The 22,144-nt window shown below is 31.9% G+C and carries 21 protein-coding genes and 1 riboswitch; of the genes, 17 read left to right on the top strand and 4 right to left on the bottom strand.

Annotation, left to right across the window (positions count from 1 at the left end; all coding sequences use genetic code 11):
• Positions 1-19 precede the first annotated feature (19 nt).
• On the top strand, positions 20-1,180 hold the full coding sequence (locus CCE28_RS08245; RefSeq protein ID WP_095132845.1) for a class I SAM-dependent methyltransferase: 1,161 nt from the start codon (positions 20-22) through the stop codon (positions 1,178-1,180).
• An 11-nt stretch (positions 1,181-1,191) separates the two neighbouring features.
• Positions 1,192-1,692, top strand: coding sequence for a GAF domain-containing protein (locus tag CCE28_RS08250; protein WP_095132847.1), 501 nt, complete (start codon positions 1,192-1,194; stop codon positions 1,690-1,692).
• Between the two features lie 251 nt (positions 1,693-1,943).
• Here CCE28_RS08250 and tyrS read toward each other — a convergent pair whose 3' ends face one another.
• Entirely contained in the window at positions 1,944-3,173 is a 1,230-nt protein-coding gene (tyrS, locus tag CCE28_RS08255) for a tyrosine--tRNA ligase (protein WP_095132849.1), read from the bottom strand.
• Between the two features lie 566 nt (positions 3,174-3,739).
• Here tyrS and CCE28_RS08260 point away from each other — a divergent pair.
• The 3 genes from CCE28_RS08260 (at position 3,740) to CCE28_RS08270 (ending at position 6,850) form a co-directional block, all read left to right on the top strand.
• Positions 3,740-4,216, top strand: coding sequence for a QueT transporter family protein (locus CCE28_RS08260; protein WP_095132851.1), 477 nt, complete (start codon positions 3,740-3,742; stop codon positions 4,214-4,216).
• Positions 4,217-4,342: 126 nt separating this feature from the next.
• Positions 4,343-6,100 carry a methyl-accepting chemotaxis protein gene (locus CCE28_RS08265; RefSeq protein ID WP_095132853.1) on the top strand — a complete coding sequence of 586 codons (1,758 nt, stop codon included), beginning with the start codon at positions 4,343-4,345 and terminating at the stop codon, positions 6,098-6,100.
• Between the two features lie 63 nt (positions 6,101-6,163).
• Positions 6,164-6,850 carry a TIGR00266 family protein gene (locus tag CCE28_RS08270; protein ID WP_095132854.1) on the top strand — a complete coding sequence of 229 codons (687 nt, stop codon included), beginning with the start codon at positions 6,164-6,166 and terminating at the stop codon, positions 6,848-6,850.
• 45 nt (positions 6,851-6,895) lie between these two features.
• Here CCE28_RS08270 and hydG read toward each other — a convergent pair whose 3' ends face one another.
• A complete protein-coding gene (gene hydG, locus CCE28_RS08275; RefSeq protein WP_095132856.1) occupies positions 6,896-8,311 on the bottom strand; it encodes a [FeFe] hydrogenase H-cluster radical SAM maturase HydG in 1,416 nt (471 codons plus the stop codon).
• 443 nt (positions 8,312-8,754) lie between these two features.
• Between hydG and CCE28_RS08280 the strand changes: the two genes are divergently transcribed.
• The 8 genes from CCE28_RS08280 to CCE28_RS08320 all read left to right on the top strand — a co-directional run bounded on the left by CCE28_RS08280 (position 8,755) and on the right by CCE28_RS08320 (position 17,360).
• On the top strand, positions 8,755-9,060 hold the full coding sequence (locus CCE28_RS08280; protein ID WP_095132858.1) for a DUF2325 domain-containing protein: 306 nt from the start codon (positions 8,755-8,757) through the stop codon (positions 9,058-9,060).
• 75 nt (positions 9,061-9,135) lie between these two features.
• The gene (locus CCE28_RS08285) at positions 9,136-9,423 is read left to right on the top strand and encodes a FeoA family protein (RefSeq protein WP_242972932.1); all 288 of its coding nucleotides are present in this window, start codon (positions 9,136-9,138) and stop codon (positions 9,421-9,423) included.
• Between the two features lie 121 nt (positions 9,424-9,544).
• A complete protein-coding gene (feoB, locus tag CCE28_RS08290) occupies positions 9,545-11,509 on the top strand; it encodes a ferrous iron transporter B (RefSeq protein WP_095132862.1) in 1,965 nt (654 codons plus the stop codon).
• Positions 11,509-11,652, top strand: coding sequence for a FeoB-associated Cys-rich membrane protein (locus CCE28_RS23000; RefSeq protein WP_095132863.1), 144 nt, complete (start codon positions 11,509-11,511; stop codon positions 11,650-11,652). Before feoB ends, CCE28_RS23000 begins: the two co-directional genes overlap by 1 nt.
• Before the next feature lie 108 nt (positions 11,653-11,760).
• The gene (locus CCE28_RS08300; RefSeq protein WP_095132865.1) at positions 11,761-12,753 is read left to right on the top strand and encodes a dipeptidase; all 993 of its coding nucleotides are present in this window, start codon (positions 11,761-11,763) and stop codon (positions 12,751-12,753) included.
• 9 nt (positions 12,754-12,762) lie between these two features.
• Positions 12,763-13,851: a YibE/F family protein gene (locus CCE28_RS08305; RefSeq protein WP_095132867.1), complete on the top strand. Its 1,089-nt coding sequence runs from the start codon at positions 12,763-12,765 to the stop codon at positions 13,849-13,851.
• A gap of 735 nt (positions 13,852-14,586) precedes the next feature.
• Positions 14,587-16,140, top strand: a complete 1,554-nt coding sequence (locus CCE28_RS08315; protein WP_095132871.1) for an AbgT family transporter — start codon at positions 14,587-14,589, stop codon at positions 16,138-16,140.
• A gap of 110 nt (positions 16,141-16,250) precedes the next feature.
• A complete protein-coding gene (locus CCE28_RS08320) occupies positions 16,251-17,360 on the top strand; it encodes a M20/M25/M40 family metallo-hydrolase (RefSeq protein ID WP_095132873.1) in 1,110 nt (369 codons plus the stop codon).
• A gap of 126 nt (positions 17,361-17,486) precedes the next feature.
• Here the strand turns inward: CCE28_RS08320 and CCE28_RS22200 are convergent, their stop codons facing one another.
• A complete protein-coding gene (locus CCE28_RS22200; RefSeq protein WP_176461724.1) occupies positions 17,487-17,648 on the bottom strand; it encodes a hypothetical protein in 162 nt (53 codons plus the stop codon).
• A 45-nt stretch (positions 17,649-17,693) separates the two neighbouring features.
• A riboswitch (cobalamin riboswitch) is annotated at positions 17,694-17,874 on the bottom strand.
• 151 nt (positions 17,875-18,025) lie between these two features.
• Here CCE28_RS22200 and CCE28_RS08325 point away from each other — a divergent pair.
• From CCE28_RS08325 to CCE28_RS08340, 4 genes are read left to right on the top strand one after another with little or no spacing between them, the layout of a single operon-like run.
• The gene (locus CCE28_RS08325) at positions 18,026-19,057 is read left to right on the top strand and encodes an acyl-CoA dehydratase activase-related protein (RefSeq protein WP_095132875.1); all 1,032 of its coding nucleotides are present in this window, start codon (positions 18,026-18,028) and stop codon (positions 19,055-19,057) included.
• Positions 18,987-20,081, top strand: a complete 1,095-nt coding sequence (locus CCE28_RS08330) for a hypothetical protein (RefSeq protein WP_095132877.1) — start codon at positions 18,987-18,989, stop codon at positions 20,079-20,081. The genes CCE28_RS08325 and CCE28_RS08330 overlap by 71 nt, the downstream gene beginning before the upstream one ends.
• A 15-nt stretch (positions 20,082-20,096) precedes the next feature.
• Complete coding sequence (locus CCE28_RS08335) at positions 20,097-21,059, top strand: acyl-CoA dehydratase activase (protein WP_095132879.1); 963 nt, start codon at positions 20,097-20,099, stop codon at positions 21,057-21,059.
• A 56-nt stretch (positions 21,060-21,115) separates the two neighbouring features.
• The gene (locus CCE28_RS08340; protein ID WP_095132881.1) at positions 21,116-21,547 is read left to right on the top strand and encodes a tetratricopeptide repeat protein; all 432 of its coding nucleotides are present in this window, start codon (positions 21,116-21,118) and stop codon (positions 21,545-21,547) included.
• Positions 21,548-21,586: 39 nt separating this feature from the next.
• On the opposite strand, the gene CCE28_RS23100 is transcribed toward CCE28_RS08340, so the two are convergent.
• Complete coding sequence (locus tag CCE28_RS23100; protein WP_095132883.1) at positions 21,587-22,129, bottom strand: RNase H family protein; 543 nt, start codon at positions 22,127-22,129, stop codon at positions 21,587-21,589.
• Between the last annotated feature and the right edge of the window lie 15 nt (positions 22,130-22,144).

Below are 22,144 nucleotides of genomic sequence, written 5' to 3' on the forward strand. Positions count from 1 at the left end.
AATAGAAAGGAAGTAAAAAATGAATTCTCAGGAGATAGTTAAAAATATAATAGAAAAGGAAGAATTAATACAAGCTATATTAAGTAATAAAAGAAAAAAGGATGATGACTATAGGAAAGTTAATATAAGACCTATCCTTATAAAGGATGAATTAGTATATCAATTTACCTATGTATATGATAATAAAGAAATCCATAAGAATATATCTAAGGATGAAGCCATAGATAAAATGAGTAAGTATATAAATTTAGATTTTAAACAATGTCAAATATATGGGGTAGAAAATGATTACCAAATATTGATAAGCAAGAAATTTAAAGAAAAAATATTAAAGAAAAAACCAAGTAAAAAATTAGGAAACATAACTCATAATAGAAAGAAAAAATACATAATAGAAGAAGATGAACCCTGTGACTTTTTAATGTACTTAGGAGTTATGAATAAGGAAGGAATGGTAAAAAGTCAAAAGCGAGATAAATTTAGACAGATAAATAGATTCTTAGAAATGGTAAGGGATGTGGAAAATAATTTAGATAAGGATAAAGAGTTGAAAATAATAGATTTTGGTTGTGGAAAGTCATACCTAACTTTTGCCTTATATTATTATTTAGTTAAAGTATTAAATCTAAAAGTTAATATTATAGGATTAGACTTAAAAAAAGACGTAGTAGAATACTGCAACCAAGTATCTAAAAACTTAGGATACGAACACTTATCTTTTCAAGTGGGAAATATAGGAGAGTTTAATGAGTTTGATCAAGTGGACATAGTAGTTACCCTTCATGCTTGTGATACGGCCACGGATATGGCTTTATTTAAGGCCATATGCTGGAATAGTGAAATTATATTGTCTGTACCTTGCTGTCAACATGAACTTATGAATCAAGTAAAGAGTGAAACTTTAAAACCTATGCTTAAACATGGAATAATAAAAGAGAGATTTAGTTCCTTAGCTACTGATTCAGCCCGTGTAAATCTACTAGAATTAATAGGATATGATACCCAGATAATAGAGTTTATAGAAACGGAGCATACGCCTAAAAATCTTTTAATAAGGGCAATAAAAGCTAATAACAAAAGGGAAGAATTATTACAAGAGTACAAGGCCTTTAAGAAATTTTTAAATATAGAGCCATATTTAGAAAAACTATTAGTAGATAGCAATAGGATTAATATTTAGGGGGAATAAACATGAATGAAATTAAGAAAGTTGATTTTGATACAAAGGATAAGTTCTACAATTACTTAAATATAAAGTTAATGGGTCTAGTTTCATCAGAAGAAGACGTATTAGCTAATCTTTCTAATGCCAGTGCCTTTTTTAATTTATTATTGGATAATATAAACTGGGTAGGATTTTATCTTTATAAAAATGATGAACTAGTATTGGGACCCTTTCAAGGAAAGCCAGCATGTACCCATATAGAAATGGGAAAGGGTGTATGTGGTACGACAGCTAAAAGTCTAGAAACTCAATTAGTACCAGATGTACATGAATTTCCTGGCCACATAGCTTGTGATAGTGCATCCCAATCTGAAATAGTCATACCTCTAGTTCAAAATGGAAAACTAGTAGGAGTACTAGACATTGATAGTCCTATAAAAAACAGATTTGATGAAGAAGATCAGATAGGTCTTGAGAAAGCTGTTGAAACATTGAATAAATATGTGAATATTTCACAAATTTTATAAACTTATCAACAACAAAAGGACGGCCAAAGCCGTCCTTTTTATTTATCAATATAAAACTATATTACCTACAAGTTGAAATGAATCAAAAATTTTTCAGCAGGTGGAACATGAGAACATCCTATGCTGCAAATAATTGTGAACCTTCTATGGTAACTATCACATATAAACTTTAGAATCTGATAGTGACTTACCTGTGAAACGTTTTGATTTATTGAAATGCAGTAGGTTCACAAAACTCCTGATTAAATGAATTATCCATTAAGTTTAACTTGATGATAAGTTTTCTTACCCTTCTTAATCATTAACTCATTATCTTTAAAGTCATTTAAAGTAACTTCGTATTTAAAGTCTGTAACCTTTTCTCCATTTAGAGATACTCCACCTTGTTTTACTAAACGTCTAGCTTCGCTAACAGAAGGAGTAAGGGATAAATCACAAAGTAATTTAAGTAGTCCAATCCCTTCTGTGAATTCAGAAGAACTCATTTCTGTAGAAGGAACATTGGCACTAGCAGGTCCCTTTCCAAATAAAGCCTTAGTAGCTTCTAATGACTTAGTAGCATTTTCTTCACCATGAACTAACTTAGTTACCTCAAATGCTAATATTTCTTTAGCCTTATTGATTTCTGCTCCTTCAAGTGCAGATAATCTTCTAACTTCATCCATAGGTAAGAATGTTAATAGAGCTAAACATCTTTCCACATCAGCATCAGCCACATTTCTCCAGTATTGGAAGAACTCATAAGGAGAAGTCTTTTCTGGATCTAACCAAAGGGCACCCTTTTCTGTTTTACCCATCTTCTTACCTTCACTAGTAGTAAGTAGAGTAAAGGTCATACCAAAGGCTGGTTTACTAGATTTTCTTCTAATTAAGTTAGAACCAGCGATAATATTAGACCATTGATCATCCCCACCCATTTGCATCTTACAACCATATTTTTCATTTAATACATAAAAGTCATATGCTTGCATTATCATGTAGTTAAATTCTAAGAAGGATAATCCCTTTTCCATACGAGATTTAAAGCACTCTGCACCTAGCATTCTATTAACAGAGAAATTAGCTCCCACTTCTCTTAAGAATTCTAAATAATTTAAATTCCTTAGCCAATTTGCATTATTAACCATTATTGCTTTGTCATCAGTAAAATCTATGAATCTAGATAATTGTTTTTTAAAATTTTCAGCATTAGCGTCAATATCTTCTACTGTAAGCATCTTTCTCATATCAGTTTTTCCAGAAGGGTCTCCTACCATTGTAGTTCCTCCACCTAGTAAAACAATAGGTCTATGACCTGCCTTTTGCATGTGCATCATAGTCATTGCTTGTAAAAAGTGTCCCACATGTAAGCTATCTGCAGTAGGATCAAAACCAATATAGAAAGTAACAGATTCCTTACCTAAAAGTTCTCTGATTTCATTTTCGTGAGTTGTTTGTTGTATAAATCCTCTTTCTTTAAGAGTATCAAATACATTAGCCATTAACTTCACTTCCTTTCGTAAAATTTTTAAATATTTAAATGGTAGACTGTTATTGGATATAAATAACTGTCTACAACTATTACTCAAATAAAAAAAGGGCCTTCTCGTCTTTTAAGGACGAGAGGACCCGTGGTACCACCTTAATTTGCATAAAGCCTCATATCCACTATAACGGGTGGGAACCGTCAAACTTTAATTTGAAACTCAGACAGGTGTAATTCGTATATCATGTTCTATAGATTTTTCACCAACCAATCTACTCTCTGAATTGTAACCATGATAACTTAATAGTCAATCTTCAATGTTTTTGTCATTATTATTTTATCCTATATTACCATATATTTATGCAATATGACAAGATTTTGTTTAAGGCATAATCAAAATTACTTTGAAATAGGGCTAGTTTATTTTTCTCTTATACCTAAAAAGGATAATATGAATAATAAATAAGTAAAGTGAAAAACCTAAATATAAGAAAATCATTGAAAAACTTAGTAAAAACCTTTAAAATAGATAAGTCAGTTGGCAATATTTTCACATTAAAAAAACTATGGGGAGTTAAAAATATGAAAAATAAGACTAGACTTTTAGTACATAGTGCTATAATCGGAGCCATATACGTGGTACTTACTATAATATTTGCTCCAATAAGTTATGGTCCTGTGCAGGTAAGAATTTCAGAGGCCTTAACCGTATTACCTTTTTTTACACCAGCAGCCATTCCAGGACTATTTGTAGGCTGTGTAATTGCTAATATATATGGTGGTGGAGGCATGGTTGATATAGTATTTGGTAGTTTAGCAACCTTATTTGCAGCCTTTGTATCATATAAAATGCCTAAAAAAATATTAGTTCCATTACCGCCTGTACTCATAAATGCAGTTGCAGTAGGTTTTATATTAAACTATTTATTTAACCTTCCATTTTTTATAAGTGCCCTATGGGTAGGGTTAGGTCAAATAGTAGCATGCTATGGACTAGGTTATCCACTAATGATGGTTTTAGAAAGATACAAGGATAGAATATTTAAAAACGGTATATAGACAAGAAAAAACATGTGATAAAGACAAAAAATCTTTATCACATGTTTTTTTTGTATGTTAAAAGAAGAACGGAAGGAAAATTAAGAAAAATGTAGAAAATTATGATAATGGAGAGGAGGAGTTTTTATGAAGAAATTTAAATTTAAAAAGAAGATAAATAAAATAAAGAAAAAAAGAGAAAAAAATAATGTGTGGAGTAATTTAAGTATAGGTAAAAAATATGGAGTGGCTAATATAACTATTATAATTTTATTTTTAATATCTACCATAATAACGGTAAATTCCATAAAAACCATAGAAAGAAATATGAATAAATTAGAGAACATTGATAGGCAAGTTATTATGTACAATAAGATGAGTGATGGGTTTACTAAAAAGTTGTATCATATATCAGAATTTATATATTTTCAAAGTACAGGGTATATTAATGACTATGAGAGATCTAAGGAAGAATTAGATAATCTTATTAAAGAATTAGATCCATTAATTAAAGGTGAAAACCTACCCTTTTTATATGAGCAAGTTAAATTAAAAGATAAGGGCATAGACGAGGAATTCAATTCAAATATAATCAAGGGTGTAAAAGACAGAAATGATTTATTAGTATTAAATGCAAAGATAGCTCTCCAATCTAAAAGGAAATCTGCCATAGCTTTACTAAAGGAGATGAGTAAAGAATTAGATATGGAGAGGGAAAAGGCTAACAAATCTGTAGAGATTAGCATGACAAAGGCTGTCTATTCTTTAGGAATATCTATTACAGCATGCATAATTCTTGGAATTATATTGATGTATCTTATATCTAGAAATATTAATAAAAACTTAAATAGAGTAGTAGATGTTAGTAAACGTGTGGCCAATGGAGACTTATCTGGTGAGAAAATAGAATATAAGGGAAGAGATGAGATTGGACAATTGGCTTTAGTTACTAATACTATGACAGATAATTTAAGGGAAATAATAAAAGAGATAATAAATACTTCTGATAAAGTAAAAAACGAAACTTTAGAATTTGTTCAAATTACGGGGGAAATAAATAGGGGTAGTACCCAAATTGCATCTACTATGGACGAACTGGCTAATGGAGCTGAAAATCAAGCTAATTCATCTGTAAACATATTAAATTCTATTAATGAATTAGAAAATTTAATAGATGAATCTGTAAATTATTCAGAAAAAGTAAAACACAGTTCTGAAGAAGTAAAAGACGTATCAGATATGGGAAATAATTTAATAATAGATTCTGTAAAGCAAATGGATAATATTAATGAAGTAGTAAGAGAACTTGGAAATAAGGTCCAAACATTAGATAGTAAATCAAAAAATATATCAAAACTAATTGGTGTTATAAATGACATATCAAGTCAAACTAATTTATTAGCTTTAAATGCAGCAATAGAAGCAGCTCGTGCAGGAGAAGCAGGTAGGGGATTTGCCGTAGTTGCAGAAGAAATTAGAAAATTAGCAGTACAAGTTAATAATTCCACGTCAGAGATAACTAGTATAGTCTCAGATATACAACAGGAATCTAATTATATGATAAAGTCATTAAATGAAAGTTATAAACAAGTAGAAATTGGTTCCAATCAAATTAAAGATACGGAAAAGGCATTCATAAAGATAAATAAAGAAGTGAATTCCATATATGGACAGATAGAACAAATGAGTGGCAATTTAACTACTATTAAAGAATATAGTTCTAATATAAATAATACTATAGAAGAGGTAAGTGCCATAGCCCAGGAAAATTCAGCATCTGTAGAAGAAACGGCTACTTTAGTAGAAGAAGAAAATCTATTAGTAAAAAATTTAAATGACAAAAATAGAATAATAAAAGAAGCAACGGAGAATTTAAAAGATATTGTAAATAAGTTTACTATTTAAGATTAGTTTAAGTTTTGTATGATAAAATAAAATCATTAAGTATCAGAACAGGAGGTTCATAAAATGGAGTATAAAATATTGCATAAGGGTGCATACCCATTAGTAGAAGTAAATTTAGGTCGAGGTGAAAGATTAAAGGCTGAATCTGGTGCCATGGTTGCCATGTCAAATACTATTGATGTGGACGGAAAAATGGAAGGTGGACTTATGGCAGGTCTTGGAAGATTACTAGCTGGAGAAAAGTTTTTCTTCCAAACATTAAATGCATCTCGTGGAGATGGAACCGTATTATTAGCTCCATCTAGTACGGGTGATATAGTAGATATTACTTTAGACGGAAGTCATGGTATGTGTGTTCAAAAGGATGGATTTTTAGCAGGACAAGAAGGTATAGAAGTATCAACAAACATGCAGAATTTAGCTAAAGGAATATTTTCTGGAGAAGGCTTTTTCATATTAAAGATAAGTGGTAAAGGTCATTTATTCTTAAATTCTTTTGGAGCAATCCATGAGTTGAATTTACAACCAGGAGAAGAAATGATAGTAGATAACAGCCACTTAGTAGCATGGGCAGATTATATGGACTATACTATAGAGAAGGCTTCAAAGGGATGGATATCAAGTTTCACATCTGGAGAAGGACTAGTATGTAAATTTAGGGGACCTGGAAAAGTATATATTCAAAGTAGAAATCCAGGATCATTTGGAACTTGGTTAAAGCCATATATTCCAATGCCAAGTGGTAAGTAGAAATTAACTAATAAAGGGACGGTAATAACCGTCCCTTTTTAATATTTAAAATCTTAAATCCCTTTCTCCTTCTTCCAGTCTTTTTAAAAGGTTCATAGCAGCCGATTTGGCCTTTTCATTAGGAATATCCTTTAAAAATTTATCTATTACATCTTTACCCTTTTCTCTTAATTCATCATCAGCATAATCTAATAAAAATTCTTTAAAAGTAAGAAGGGCATTAGGTAAACATACATTTTGGATTTGACCAGTTTTAGCCAATCTCATGAATCTATCTCCTGTACGCCCTTCCCTGTAACAGGCAGTGCAATAACTTGGTAAATATCCCGTTTCACAGAGTTCCTTTAATACTTCAATAGGAGAACGATGGTCTCCCACTTCAAATTGTGGTTTTCTTCTTTCATTAGTATGCTCATATTCCTCTAAGTAACCACCAACTCCTGTACAAGAACCAGCACTTATTTGAGAAACACCAAGAGCCATAACTTCGCTTCTGTATTCCGGTTCTTCTCTAGTAGATAAAATCATTCCCGTATAAGGAACTGCCAATCTTAAAATAGCTACGATTTTCTTGAAATCTTCATCATTCACAAGATGTGGGAAGTTTTTAGTATCTACATCTAAGGCATTTCTCAATCTTGGTACAGATATGGTATGAGGTCCTACCCCAAAAGTATCCTCTAAATGTTCTGCATGCATTAACATGGCAATAGTTTCATATTTGTGATCATAAAGTCCGTATAAAGTACCTATACCAACATCGTCAATGCCAGCTTCCATGGCCCTATCCATGGCTGTAGTATGCCATTCATAATTATGTTTAGGGCCAGTAGGGTGCATTTTTTCATATGTTTCCTTATGATAAGCCTCTTGGAACAATATGTAAGTTCCTATATCTGCATCCTTTAATCTCTTGTAGTCTTCCACTGTAGTAGCAGCTATATTCACATTGATTCTTCTAATACTACCATTATCAAATTTTAATGAATATATAGTATCAATACATTCTAATATATAATCTAGTGAACAATTAACATTATCTTCACCAGCTTCCAATGCCAATCTCTTATGACCTAAACCTTCTAATACTTTCACTTCAGTAGCTAATTCATTCATAGCCAATTTTTTTCTTTCTAGATCTGAATTAGAATGTTTGTATCCACAGTAGACACAATTATTTACACAATAATTGCTAACATATAGGGGGGCAAACATTACTATCCTTTTCCCATATATATTTTCTTTTATTTCCTTTGCCTCTTTAAAGATTTCATCTAATATTTCTGGATCATCTATATTTAATAACACTGCTGCCTCTTTATGATTAAGTCCTTCTAATTTTCGTGCCTTTTCTAAAAGACTTCTGATGTAATTTTTATCCTTTGATTTTTCTTCACCATACTTAATAGAAGATAATATTTCTTCATGATTAATAAATTCTACAGCCTTTAATTTTTTCAATTAAAATAACCTCCTTAAACTAAAAAATCTTCCTGAGCATAGGAAGTTATAAAAGGATAGTCCATAGAATATAAGGATTAATACTTGATAAAAAGTTAACAAAATCTAATGCTATGTTAAATCCTTATAAAATAAGGTAAACCTATAACATCCTTCCCTTTTACTCAGATCACTTTGTAATTAGGTAAGAAATAATTTGTAATGACCCCCATAAAAGAAAAAACTCATATGGGAGACTTAATTATATAAATTATAACTTAATTAATTATTATTTACCATGTATAAATTTAACAAATATTAAAAAAATTATTACCTTTTATACCTTTTATTAAATAAACTTCTAAGGGTGGATCTGTACATATTGCAAAAAGCCTATTGACAAGCGTTTACATCAAATGTATAATAATGATAATCATTATCAATTAAAAAAGGAGGGGAAAATTGTGACGGCTTTAGTGGTAGGTGCGGATAAGCTAGGTAATATACCAGATATATTGAACGAAGAAGGAATAACTGATTTTATACATTGGAAGGGCAGAAAAAAAGGTATGAGGAATATGACCATACCTAAAAATATAGATATGGTTATTGTTTTATATGATTACATAGAACATAACTTAGCTAAGATAATTAAGAAAGAAATTAAGAATATAGAAGTGCCCTGTGTTTTCGCTAAGAGGTCTGTAAGTGATTTAAAGATTCAATTAGAAAAGTGTAGAGAATGTAGAAAGTGCGTGAAGAATATGTAATTACTGGTATGGAGTAATCCATACTTTTTTTTGGAAAAAAATGTGTTAACGATGTGTTGACAATGGGTCAGAAAAGTGATAACATTTATCAATGTAGAATGGTTAGTAATACCAATAAGAAATAGTAGGAATAAGGTGATTTTATTTATGTTATTGTCAAAGGCAAAGCTAGGAGAAACATTTATAATAGAAAAGGTTGAAGGAAAAGAAAAAATTAAAAAATTCCTGTTTTCATTAGGATGTTTTGAGGGCCAACAAGTTACTCTTATTTCTAAATTAGCAGGAAATTATGTGATCAATGTTAAAGATAGTAGATATGCCATCGATGAAGGCATGGCTAAATGTATAACTCTTAAAGGATAAGACATAAATTAGTATAACTACGCATAATATGCTATGGAAGTAGCATATTATATTTTGACTACATAATGATAATAATTATCAAATTCAAATAATAACAATTATTTATAAAGGGGGCGTTAGTATGAAAATAGCATTGACAGGTAACCCAAACTGTGGAAAAACTACACTGTTTAATGCCATCACAGGAAAGACAGAAACAGTTGGAAACTGGTCTGGAGTTACTGTGGAAAAGAAAGAAGGCAGTCTTAAAAAGAAGTATAATCCTAAAAAGGAAGATGTGACTATAGTGGATCTTCCAGGGGCATATTCTATTTCGCCATTTACTGGTGAAGAAGCAATCACAAGGGATTTTATTTTAGACGAGAAACCAGATGTAATAGTAAATATTGTAGATGGTGCGAATGTTAGTAGAAGTTTATTTTTCACAACTCAACTTATGGAATTAGGTATTCCTGTAATAATTGCACTTAATAAAGAAGATATTTTAAATAAAAGAGGAGATGAAGTAGATAAAGCTACTCTAGGAAAACTCCTTCATTCTAAAGTGATTCCTACTACGGCTACATCAGAAGATGGATTATTAAATCTTATGAATGAAGCCATAGCATTAGGAAAAGAAAATAAAACTCAAGTTGCACCAAAATTTGAAGGAAAAGAATCAGCTGATTCAGATAAAAAGAGACAAAAATTTGTAGACGAGATCATAAGTAAGTGTCAAGTGACAAAGAGAAGAGTAGATGAAGTTACTTTTTCTGATAAGGTAGATAGGATTGTAGCTCACAAATGGTTAGGGTTACCTATATTTTTCCTTATAATGTGGGGTGTGTATACTTTTTCAATTGAAGGACTTGGTGGATACTTATCAGGATATTTTAACGACGTATTATTTGGTGAAGTAGTGCCAGAGGCAGCTAATGGATTTTTAGAGGGATTAGGAGTTAGTCCGATACTTCAAGCACTTATAGTAGATGGAGCTATTGGAGGAGTAGGAGCAGTAGTAGGTTTCTTACCTTTAATCATGGTATTATTCTTTTGTTTATCATTACTTGAAGATTGTGGATATATGGCTAGAGTAGCAGTAATAATGGATAGATACTTTAAGAAAATTGGTTTATCTGGAAAATCTATAATACCAATGATCATAGGTTCTGGCTGTGCTATACCGGGAGTTATGGGTACAAGGACTATTGAAGATGTAAATGAAAGAAGAATGACAACAATACTTACACCTTTTGTACCTTGTGGTGCAAAGTTACCAATTATAGCTTTATTTGCAGCAGTGTTTTTCCCAGAAAGTACATGGGTTGGACCTAGTATGTACATAATTGCTATAGCTATGATTATTATTGGTGGTCTTTTATTAAAGAAATTATTTGTATGGGAAAATACTTCTATGTTTATCATGGAGCTTCCAGAGTACAAATGGCCAAGTTTATCTCATGCATTTAAGCAAATGATTGATAAGGCTAAAGGATTTATTTATAAGGCAACAACTATCATATTAGTATGTAATACATTTGTATGGTTTGCTCAAGCTTATAGCTGGGGACTTAATCCAGTGGAAGATCAAAGTTTAAGTATACTGGCTTCAATAGGAACAGTGATTGCTCCTATATTAATTCCACTTGGATTTGTAGGATGGCAATTAGCAGCAGCAGCTATAACTGGATTTATTGCTAAGGAAAATGTAGTAGCTACTTTTGCCGTATTATTAGCTGTAGCATCTGAAGAGGCACTTCATTTACCTGGAGGAGCTCTAGCAGAACTGTTTACACCAGTAACTGCCTTTGCATACTTAGTATTTAACTTATTTACACCACCATGCTTTGCTGCAATAGGTGCTATGAATTCAGAAATGGGTTCTAAGAAATGGTTATTTAAAGGTCTTGCATTCCAATTTGGAGTAGGATATGTATTAGCTATGTTAGTTACTCAAATAGGTTCATTAATAGTATATGGTACACCAGCTACAGGTTTTGTTCCAGCTATTATTGTAGCCGTTGCTACTGTAGTATATCTTGTTACAGCTATTAAGAAAGCTGATAAAGAACGTGAAAGATTACAAGAGTTAGAGATGAGTGCCTAATGTTACCTAATATAATAGTTGGACTTATCTTTGCTGGCATCGTATTTTGGGCTTTTAAGAGAGCTCGTAATGACGTTAAAAACAGTAGGTGCGGTGGTTGTAGCAGTTGCTCAAGTAAGAGCAAGTGCAACACTAAAAAATAAAATTATACCTTCATATGTATGGTCATTTGTTACCATATGCATGAAGGTTTTTTTCTTGTTTAAAAAGGACTCCTACTATATACTTAGATTTAGAAGAGGAGGGGGATTATGAAGATTACTATAGATGGACATTTTGATTTATTATATGATGTGTTAAGAAAGAGGCAAATGGGAAAGACTCATGTAATAGAGAATGATTTTTTAGATGACCTTAAAAAGGGTGGAGTTAATGTATTAGTATCTTCACTATTTATAGACTCTCAATTCATACCAGAGATGGCCTTAAGAAGAGGATTGGATCAGATAAACTCCTTGTATGAAGAAATAGAAGAATCGGGAGATAAGATACAACTCTGTAAGAATGTGGATGATATGAATAAGGCTTTAGAATTAAATAAATTAGGTATATTTTTGTCATTTGAGGGGATTGAACCCATATACAATGATTTAGGCTTACTGAGGATATTCTATGAGCTAGGAGTTAGGCTTATGGGCCTTACATGGAGTAGGAGAAACTATGCTGCTGATGGTGTATATTTTTCACCTGTAGAGGAAGGCCAGGTAGGAGGCCTTACTAACTTTGGATATAGGGTAGTTAGAAGGGCTCAAGAACTGGGCATAATAATAGATGTAAGCCATTTAAATGAACCAGGATTTTGGGATTTGATGAAAATTACAAAAGATCCCATAATAGCATCCCATTCTAATTGTAAGGGCTTAGTAGATGTGAGTAGAAATTTAAGTGATGAGCAAATAAGGGCAATAGCTCATACTGGTGGAGTTATAGGAATAAATGCTGCAAATATGTTTGTTTCCAAAGATAATAATAGTGCTAACTATAAATCTTATGTGAATCATGTAGACTATATATGTAATTTAGTAGGTCATAAACATGTGGCACTAGGATTTGACCTTTGTGACCACATAAGAAAATATGAATACAAGGAAGATAAGGATAATAAGTTCTTTGATGTTATAAAAAACCATTCACAGGTTTATAAAATAAAAGAAGAGTTAAAACTAAGAGGGTATACAGAAGAACATATAGATGATATATTAGGACAAAACTGGATTAGAGTATATGATAAGGTACTAAAGTAGGAGGGAAGAATGAGACGATTATTATACATATTAATGATTATCATATCTATTACATCTATTTCCTTTGCCGAGGAGATGGGCGAGGAAAATATTCATACGGAGACAGGTATTATATTAAAGGCTAGTGAAGTTAAAGTTGATGATACTTCCGCAGAAAAATTTCAAATGGTAGATATAAAAATAACTAGTGGAAAATATAAGGATGAAACTTTTAGCGTAGTACATTATATACCAGAAAATATAGCCTATTCTATTATAGTAGAAGAAGGAGATAAGGTAGTTACTGTAGTAGAAAATATAGATGGAGAGTTAAATGTGGCCATATCTGATTTTGTGAGAAGGGATAAAATATTATATATGGCCTTGTTATTCATATTTTTAATAGTACTAATAGGAAGGGTTAAAGGTATTAAGGCAGCTATAACACTATTCTTTACCATGTTTTTGATTTTAAAGGTTCTTCTCCCTGGAATATTAAGTGGATATAATCCCATTTGGTTAACCATTGGAATATCTACTATGATTACAATTATTACCTTAGTAATTATAGGAGGAATTAATTCTAAAAGTATTTCAGCCATAGTGGGAACCACATTAGGAGTAGTAATAGCAGGATTACTGGCATATTATGTGGGGGCCACGGCCAAGTTAACAGGCCTTAGTAGTGAGGAGGCCATGATGCTCATGTATATTCCTCAAGAGATAAAATTTAATTTTAAAAGTCTACTCTTCTCAGGAATAATAATGGGAGCATTGGGAGCTGTAATGGACGTGGCCATGTCCATATCATCAGCCATAGAAGAAATATATAAGGCCAATTCAAGTATGACTAAAAAAGACTTATTCATGTCAGGAATGAATGTGGGGAAAGATGTGATGGGAACCATGAGCAATACCCTCATATTGGCTTATACAGGAAGTAGTATTCCTCTATTACTATTGTTTATGGCCTATGAAAGTTCCTTAGTCAAAATATTGAATTTAGATATAGTGGCCACAGAAATAATAAGATCTCTAGCCGGTAGCATAGGTTTGGTTATGACTATTCCTATTACAGCTTTTGTGGCAAGTATGTTGATTAAAAAAGAAAATATATAATAAAAATAGGCTGCCTCAAAATGACTTTTAAAGTAATTTTAAGGCAGCCCATTTTTTACTTATAAGGAATTATAAAGTTTCATAACTATAAAATAAGTAAAAAATTAAAGGGGGTGTGGGGGAACATCCCCTGCCTCTTTAAAGGAGGATGCTCAGATTACGCTAGTAATCGTCGAAAGGAACCATAGGGTTCCTTAGCGAAGCATACGAAGTATGCCTTTTTTATTTGAAGCAAGTTTGAGGATAAAGGGCTAAAGGATTAGTGTAAAAAGGATTAAGAATGACCACTAAATTTAGAAAAAATAATAAGAATTCAGTACCATGTTCCCTACAATAATCATCTTGACTAAATATAAGTAGGAGCGCTATATAAAAAAATAAGAGGCTACTATCATATAAATTTTCCTGTTTCATGAAGTGAAATCCCTCCTTGATATATATTATTCAAAGGATAAAAAAGTGTTAAAAAAGTCTTTTGTATTTTATAAATATTACTAAAAAAGAGAATTTTCTATAAATGTATGCGTAATAAAAAACTATGGTTTTGAGTGACGAACAAATAGGCAGAAAATTGTGTTTTTGTACGGTAAATTGTGGTTTTTTTATAATTTGTGTAGAAATCTGCATATTAAATATGTTATTATGTAAGTGGTTATAACATAGTTGTTAACAGCGTTGTGAATTGTTAGACAATTAGTAAGATTGCATTAAATTAAAAAACAGAAGGAGGCACTTATGAAGACAACAGAGAAAAAAAACGGACTATTTTTTAAATTTCTTGACACAATTGAAAAAGTAGGAAATAGGTTACCTCACCCAGTAACTATATTCTTACTGTTCTCGCTTGCTGTAATGGTAATATCTCATATTGCAGCTAAAGCAGGAGTACAAATTGACTTTACAATGATTGACAGAAAAACTAACGAAGTTAAAGATGTAACTATTCAAGCAGTAACTCTTTTAGATGCAGATGGAATTAGATATATGTTCTCTAAAGCAGTTAAAAACTTTACAGGTTTTGCACCATTAGGTACAGTATTAGTTGCCATGTTAGGGGTTGGTGTTGCTGAAGGAACTGGACTTATTTCAGCATTACTTAGAAAATTAGTATTAAGTACACCTAAAAAACTTATAACAATGGTAGTTGTATTTGCAGGAATCATGTCTAACGTTGCATCAGACGCTGGTTACGTTGTTTTAGTTCCACTTGGAGCAATCGTATTCCTAAGCTTTGGAAGACATCCATTAGCAGGACTTGCAGCAGCATTTGCTGGAGTATCTGGAGGATTCAGTGCCAACTTACTTGTAGGTACTGTTGACCCACTACTTGGAGGTATATCTACAGAAGCAGCTAGATTTATTTCTGAGGGATATACAGTAGCACCTACAGCTAACTGGTATTTTATGATTGTATCTACTTTCATAATAACAGCAATAGGTACTTTAGTAACAGAAAAAATCGTAGAGCCAAGACTTGGTGAATATAAAGGTGAAGAAGCTGTTGATTTAGATGAATTAACTGCTGATGAAAAACGTGGTCTAAGAATGGCTGGAATTGCATTATTAATATTCGTTGGAACTATAGTAGCATTAGTAGTACCAGAGGGTGCTATATTAAGAAACCCAGAAACTGGTGGAATCATGAAAGGATCAGCTTTCATGGCTGGATTAGTTCCAATTATCACTTTATTCTTCCTAATACCAGGTGTTGCATATGGTATAGCAGCTAAGACTGTAAAATCAGATAAGGATGTAGTAAGATTCATGTCTAAAGCTATGAGCACAATGGGTGGATACCTAGTATTAGCTTTCGTAGCAGCTCAATTCGTTGCATACTTCAAGTACACAAACTTAGGTACTATATTAGCAGTAAAGGGAGCAGACTTCTTACAAGCTACAGGTATGACAGGACTTCCTATGATCATAGGATTCATCATCGTATCTGCATTCATTAACTTATTCATTGGTTCTGCTTCTGCAAAATGGGCTATTATGGCACCAGTATTTATCCCAATGCTTATGAGAATAGGATACAGCCCTGAATTTACTCAGGTTGCATATAGAATAGGAGATTCAACTACAAACATCATATCTCCACTTATGTCATACTTTGCAGTAATCGTTGCTTTTGCACAAAAGTATGATAAGAAAATTGGTATTGGTACATTAATTTCTACAATGGTACCATACTCTATGATGTTCTTATTAGGATGGTCAATATTATTAATCATATGGTTCATAACTGGAGCTCCAATTGGACCAGATGCATTCATTAAATTACCTATGTAATTAAATAAAGACTTATTATTAAGGACGGTTATTTTAAAATAACCGTCCTATTTATTAGCTTATATAATTAGAATAATTGGTGTATAATATATGCTTAGGAGGGGATTTTTATGATAAACAGAGAAAGAATAGTTGAAAAGTTTTTAGAGTACGTTCAAATCGATAGTGAAACAAAGAACGAAAAGGAATTTGCAGAGAAAATTAAAGGTGAATTAGAAGAACTAGGTTTTAGTGTATACATAGATAAGGCAGGAGAAAAGGTAGGTTCAAACACTGGAAATGTCATAGCTAAATTAGAAGGTAATAAGGATGCTGAGCCTATCCTATTTAGTGCTCACATGGATACTGTTACTCCTGGTATAGGAATTAAGCCTGTTATAAAGGATGAAGTAATATACAGTGATGGAACTACCATATTAGGTTCAGATGATAAAGCAGGTATAGCAGCAGTTATAGAAGCAGTAAAAGTATTAAAAGAAGAAAACATAGATCATGGAAATATAGAAGTAGTATTTAGTATTTATGAAGAAGGCGGTCTTTATGGAGCTAAAAACCTAGAGTATGATAAGATTGAAGCTAAAAGGGCCTTTGTACTAGACAGTGGTGGATCACCAGGGGAAATTATAATAAAGGGACCTGCTCAGGATAAATTAGTGGCTAAGATTATAGGTACACCAGCCCATGCGGGAGTATGTCCAGAAGAAGGAATAAGTGCTATTCAAGTGGCAGCAGCAGCCATAGCTAAGATGAATCTACTTAGAATAGATGAAGAAACTACTGCTAATATTGGTATAATAGAAGGTGGTAAAGCTACTAATATAGTTTGTCCAGAAGTTACTATAACAGGAGAAGCTAGAAGTTTAGTAAACGAAAAATTAGATAAGCAAACTGGTCATATGGTTGAGTGTATTGAAAAGGCTTGTGAAGAGTTTGGAGCTAAGGCAGAAATAGAAACGCCACGTGCCTACTCAGCTTTTAGTGTAGACGAAAATGATGAGATAGTAAAGTTAGTTAAAAAGGCTTGTGACATATTAGGATTTGAAGCTACTACTAAAGCATCTGGTGGTGGAAGTGATACTAATATACTAAATGGAAATGGAATTAAGGCCATAAACTTAGGTGTTGGAATGAAAAAGGTTCACACACTAGAAGAGTATATTAGCATAGATGATTTAACAAAAACTGCTAAGTTAGTATTAGAAATAATTAAGAATGCATAAGGATTTGCCCTCGGGCAAATTCTTTTTTTGATTACTAGAAAATTATATATGAAAGTAATTTAGGGGCTTGTTGGTAGGCCCTTTTTCTGGTGGGAAGATTTAAGGGCTATGGGATCAACATCCATATTATTTAAATAGGCGTATCATGCTACTAAAAAATTTTTTCTTTAGCTCAGATTTGTCTTTGGCGCAGTTTTCCTTTAGGGTATAGAATATAATCTTATCTCCTTCTTTGTTGCCAGTAAAGACCTTATCAGTTGGTTTACCTAAATTTTTGTACATATTCATTTATATCACTCCTCATTTAATAAAATACTATTCTTCCCACCGAAGAATGTACATCTACATAAGGTAGGTCTCCTGACTAATAGATCAACCTACTTCCTCTCCTTCCCGTTAAAAAACAGTGGTAAACTGAGGTTTCGTCCCTAATTACAGTAGCGGGGGCTGTGTTGGATTTACACCAATCTTCCCTATTAAACTCTACTAGAGTACCTTTAGCAGTAAATGATTATTCCATCATAATTATACCATTTATTAGAAGAAATATAAACATATGAAATTAGGAAAAGACATGATAGATTTTAGGAATAACTGAGGATTTCATACATATTTATAGAACATACAGATTAATTTAACAAATACACAACAAGGAGATGAGATATGTGAGAATAGGTATTCCTAGAGCATTGATTTACTATTTTTATTATCCCTTTTTTAAACGGCTCTTTGAGGAATTAGGAATGGAAGTAGTAGTGTCACCTAAGACTTCAAAGTCAATACTCAACAAGGGGATAGAATATTCAGCATCTGAAATATGTGTGCCTATGAAGATATTTTCAGGTCATGTGGTTTACTTATTGGACAAGGTAGATTATATTTTTGTTCCAAGGATGATGAAAATAGGTAGAAATGAATATTTCTGTCCTAAGTTCATGGGTCTTCCAGATATGATTAAATATACAATTCCTAGGGTAGAAGATAAACTTTTAAGCCCTAAAATTCAATCATTAGAGGAAGATATATCAAATATAAAAAATTATAAGGAATTAATAGAGAAACTCCCTATTACTTATAAAGATTTAAAAAGGGCTTTAAAGGTGGCTCGTAAAGAATGGCAAGATTTTAGAAAGACAAGTAAAAAAGGATATACCATAGATGAAATAATGGAAAATAAAATAATAGAAAAAACAAATGAAAAAATAAATATAGGCCTATTAGGATATGTATACAATGTATATGATGAATATATTAGCATGGATATAATAAAGAAATTAAAGAACTTAGGGGTTAACGTTAAAACTTTTGAAATGATAGAGGAAAAGGAGTTAGATAAATCTATAGACTTTATGAGGAAAAAATTATTTTGGACCTTCAGTAATAGACTCCTAGGGGCTGGTTACCATTTTTTTAATGATGATAATGTGGATGGTGTAATTCATCTTACTGCCTTTGGATGTGGGCCAGATTCATTTATAGGAAAAGTTCTAGAAATAGATAGCGACAATTATAAGACACCTTTCATGACCATTAGGATTGATGAACATACGGGAGAAAATCATTTGCTGACTAGAATAGAAGCCTTTGTAGATATGATTAAAAGAAAAAAGATAGGGGTGATTAAAAGTGAAGATGACTTTTCCTCACATGGGAAATCCTATAATTTACAAAAAATTAATAGAACTACTGGGGCATGAGATAGTATGTCCTAATAAACCAACTAAAAAAACCATAGAACTAGGTGTAAAACATAGTCCGGAATTTGCCTGCTTTCCTATGAAAGCCATAATGGGAACTTATATAGAATCTTTAGAAAGGGGAGCAGACGTTATAGTTACATCAGGAGGACATGGCCCTTGTAGAGCTGGTTTTTATGGTGAAGTCCATAAGAAAATTTTAAATAATATGGGATATGATGTGGAGTTTATTGTGTTTGACTCTATACATAAGGACTTTAAAGGCTTTATGAAGAATATGATGAAACTTGTTAAACACTCGTCCCTTCTAAAAGTATATAAGAGTTTTAGACTAGTTTATAAGATTACTAAAGACATAGATTATTTTGAGAAGATTATACAAACTAAAAGGGCCTATGAAATTAATAAGGGAGAATGTAGTAAGGCATTGCAAGAAATTATTAGTTTATATGATAAGGTACAAGACCATAAAGAACTAGAAAAAATAAAAAAAACAAGTGAATATATAGTAGACAATATACCTATAAAATATGTGGAGGAAGATCATAAAATAAGAATAGGTATAGTGGGTGAAATATATGTGGTTATGGAATCATCTGTAAATATGAAAATAGAAGAAGTATTGGCATCCCTTGGCTGTGAAGTAAGAAGAAGTCATTATCTATCTGATTGGGCAGAGCATAATATAGTTCCTAAAATATTCAGACATGACAGGGAAGAAGAAATATTAAAAAAGGGAGAACCCTATATAGAAGTACAAATAGGTGGTCATGCTAAGGAGACCTTAGGCCACATAGTGGACTATAAGGAAAAGGGCTTGGATGGAATAATCCATTTACTTCCCTTTGGTTGTCTACCAGAATTAGTATCACAAAGCATTATACCTAGAATGTCTAGGGAAATAGACATGCCCATACTTAGTATTGCCCTAGATGAACAAAGTGGCCTTTCTAATAATCTGACTAGAATAGAGGCCTTTGTAGACATTATAAAAACAAAGAAAAAAAGAAAAATAGTTTCTTAAGATGGTGGTGATAGTATGAAAAAGGTGTACTTAGGAGTAGATATTGGTTCTGTAAGTATAAATTTAGTTGCTATAGATTATAATAATGAAATAATATTTAAGGAATATAGTAGAAGCAACGGTCAACCACTTATATCTACTAAGAAAGCTCTATTGAATTTAAAAGATAAGCTAGATGGTAACTATGAAATATGTGGTGTAGGAACTACAGGTAGTGGTAGACAATTAATAGGAATGATGTTGGGAGCAGATGTGGTAAAAAATGAAATAACAGCCCATGCCACAGCCACAATGAATTATGTAAAAGATGCTAGAACAATTTTTGAAATTGGTGGTCAAGATTCCAAAATGATTTTTTTAAAGGATGGGTTCATAACAGATTTTGCCATGAATACAGTTTGTGCAGCAGGAACAGGTTCCTTTTTAGATCATCAAGCCGAGAGACTAGGTGTGCCCATAGAAGAATTTGGTGACCATGCTAGAAAGGCTAATAGAAATGTGAGGATAGCAGGGCGATGCACCGTATTTGCAGAGTCAGATATGATATCTAAACAACAATTTGGTTTTTCAAAGGAAGATATAATAAATGGATTATGTGAAGCACTAGTTAGAAACTATTTAAGTAACTTAGGTAGGGGTAAAAAATTAGAACCTCCCTATGTGTTCCAAGGTGGAGTTGCAGCTAACAATGGAATAAAGGATGCCTTTGAAAGGGAACTAGGTGCCAAAGTATTTGTACCAGAAAATTTTCATGTAATGGGAGCACTAGGAGTAGCCATATTAGCAAAAGAATTTATTTATGAAACTAAAAGGAAAACCAACTTTAGGGGGTTTGAAACTGCCAATATAGATTTTGTGCCTACTACCTTTGAGTGTAGTGGATGCAGTAACGTGTGTGAAGTTATAAAAGTGGAAGTAAATAAGGAAGTAGTGGCCATGTGGGGGGACAAATGTGGAAAATGGACTAATAGCTTTTAAAATTCACAAAACATGGTAAAATATATTATAAGCTTAAATACCAAGGAGGAAATTTCATGAGTTGGCAAGATAAATTTAAAGAAGGTGAAGAACTAATCAGAGTAAAAGATTATAATGGAGCTATTAGCCATTTTAATAATATGTTAGGAGAATATAAGGATGAGCCTAAAGTATATTATTGGTCTTTTAAATATTTGGGAGACATAGTAGGACATTTGACAAGAAAAGATTTTTTCCAAGCTATTGATTTATATCAAAAGATAATTAATGAATATGAAGGGGAAGATAACCTCTATGAATTATGTCAAATCGATATTGCAAGGGCTTATCTTGAAATTGGTTTTGACATGTTAAATAATTTTGATAGTATGACACAAATGATAGAAATAGAAGATGAGAAGATTGCTGATTACTTTGAAAAAATCATGAAAAAGAGAAATGATTACATAGAAAGAGCAGCAGAAGCCATTTACAAAGAAAGATTGTAATTTAAAAGACTAGGATAAATTCCTAGTCTTTAATAATTATTATCTAATTTCATCTACACCCATATTTGCCAATTCATCGGCACGAATATTCATTTTAGTAACATGTACAAATTCTTCCATGGTGAAATTAGGACCATTCCAAGATTTGAATTTAGGAAACCATTTATTCATTTGAGCTGCACTGTTAATATTTAAATGGCCTTTTACCCTATAAAAGTTTATTTTTTTATGCTTTTTAACCTCATCTAGTAATTCTACCCAAAGGTCTTTATTTTCTACGGGCTTTTTAGAAGCATTTTTCCAACCATTTTTTTGCCAATTAACATACCATTTTTTAGTAAAGCAATCTATTAAATAACCACTATCAGAAAAGATATTTATTGATAGGTCACCTTTTTTTAAAGATTTTAATGCCTGTAAAAATGCAGTCATTTCCATCCTGTTGTTAGTAGTATTTTTCTCTCCACCATATAATTCTTTTTTATGGCCTTTATAAACTAATATGGCTCCCCAGCCACCTAAATTAGTATCATTTTGATTTCCCGAACAGGCACCATCCGTATATATGTAAATAGAATCCATAAGTAATCCTCCCTT

Origin of the sequence: Anaeromicrobium sediminis (assembly GCF_002270055.1) — a bacterium.
In the GTDB taxonomy this organism is placed as follows: Bacteria; Bacillota; Clostridia; order Peptostreptococcales; family Thermotaleaceae; genus Anaeromicrobium; species Anaeromicrobium sediminis.

Coding starts and splice junctions, on each gene's coding strand:
- CCE28_RS08315 (WP_095132871.1), top strand. CDS start 14,587: ATGAAGACAACAGAGAAAAAAAACGGACTATTTTTTAAATTTCTTGAC.
- CCE28_RS08245 (WP_095132845.1), top strand. CDS start 20: ATGAATTCTCAGGAGATAGTTAAAAATATAATAGAAAAGGAAGAATTA.
- CCE28_RS08300 (WP_095132865.1), top strand. CDS start 11,761: ATGAAGATTACTATAGATGGACATTTTGATTTATTATATGATGTGTTA.
- CCE28_RS23100 (WP_095132883.1), bottom strand. CDS start 22,129: ATGGATTCTATTTACATATATACGGATGGTGCCTGTTCGGGAAATCAA.
- tyrS (WP_095132849.1), bottom strand. CDS start 3,173: ATGGCTAATGTATTTGATACTCTTAAAGAAAGAGGATTTATACAACAA.
- feoB (WP_095132862.1), top strand. CDS start 9,545: ATGAAAATAGCATTGACAGGTAACCCAAACTGTGGAAAAACTACACTG.
- CCE28_RS23000 (WP_095132863.1), top strand. CDS start 11,509: ATGTTACCTAATATAATAGTTGGACTTATCTTTGCTGGCATCGTATTT.
- CCE28_RS08305 (WP_095132867.1), top strand. CDS start 12,763: ATGAGACGATTATTATACATATTAATGATTATCATATCTATTACATCT.
- CCE28_RS22200 (WP_176461724.1), bottom strand. CDS start 17,648: ATGAATATGTACAAAAATTTAGGTAAACCAACTGATAAGGTCTTTACT.
- CCE28_RS08270 (WP_095132854.1), top strand. CDS start 6,164: ATGGAGTATAAAATATTGCATAAGGGTGCATACCCATTAGTAGAAGTA.
- CCE28_RS08340 (WP_095132881.1), top strand. CDS start 21,116: ATGAGTTGGCAAGATAAATTTAAAGAAGGTGAAGAACTAATCAGAGTA.
- CCE28_RS08335 (WP_095132879.1), top strand. CDS start 20,097: ATGAAAAAGGTGTACTTAGGAGTAGATATTGGTTCTGTAAGTATAAAT.
- CCE28_RS08250 (WP_095132847.1), top strand. CDS start 1,192: ATGAATGAAATTAAGAAAGTTGATTTTGATACAAAGGATAAGTTCTAC.
- CCE28_RS08265 (WP_095132853.1), top strand. CDS start 4,343: ATGAAGAAATTTAAATTTAAAAAGAAGATAAATAAAATAAAGAAAAAA.
- CCE28_RS08260 (WP_095132851.1), top strand. CDS start 3,740: ATGAAAAATAAGACTAGACTTTTAGTACATAGTGCTATAATCGGAGCC.
- CCE28_RS08320 (WP_095132873.1), top strand. CDS start 16,251: ATGATAAACAGAGAAAGAATAGTTGAAAAGTTTTTAGAGTACGTTCAA.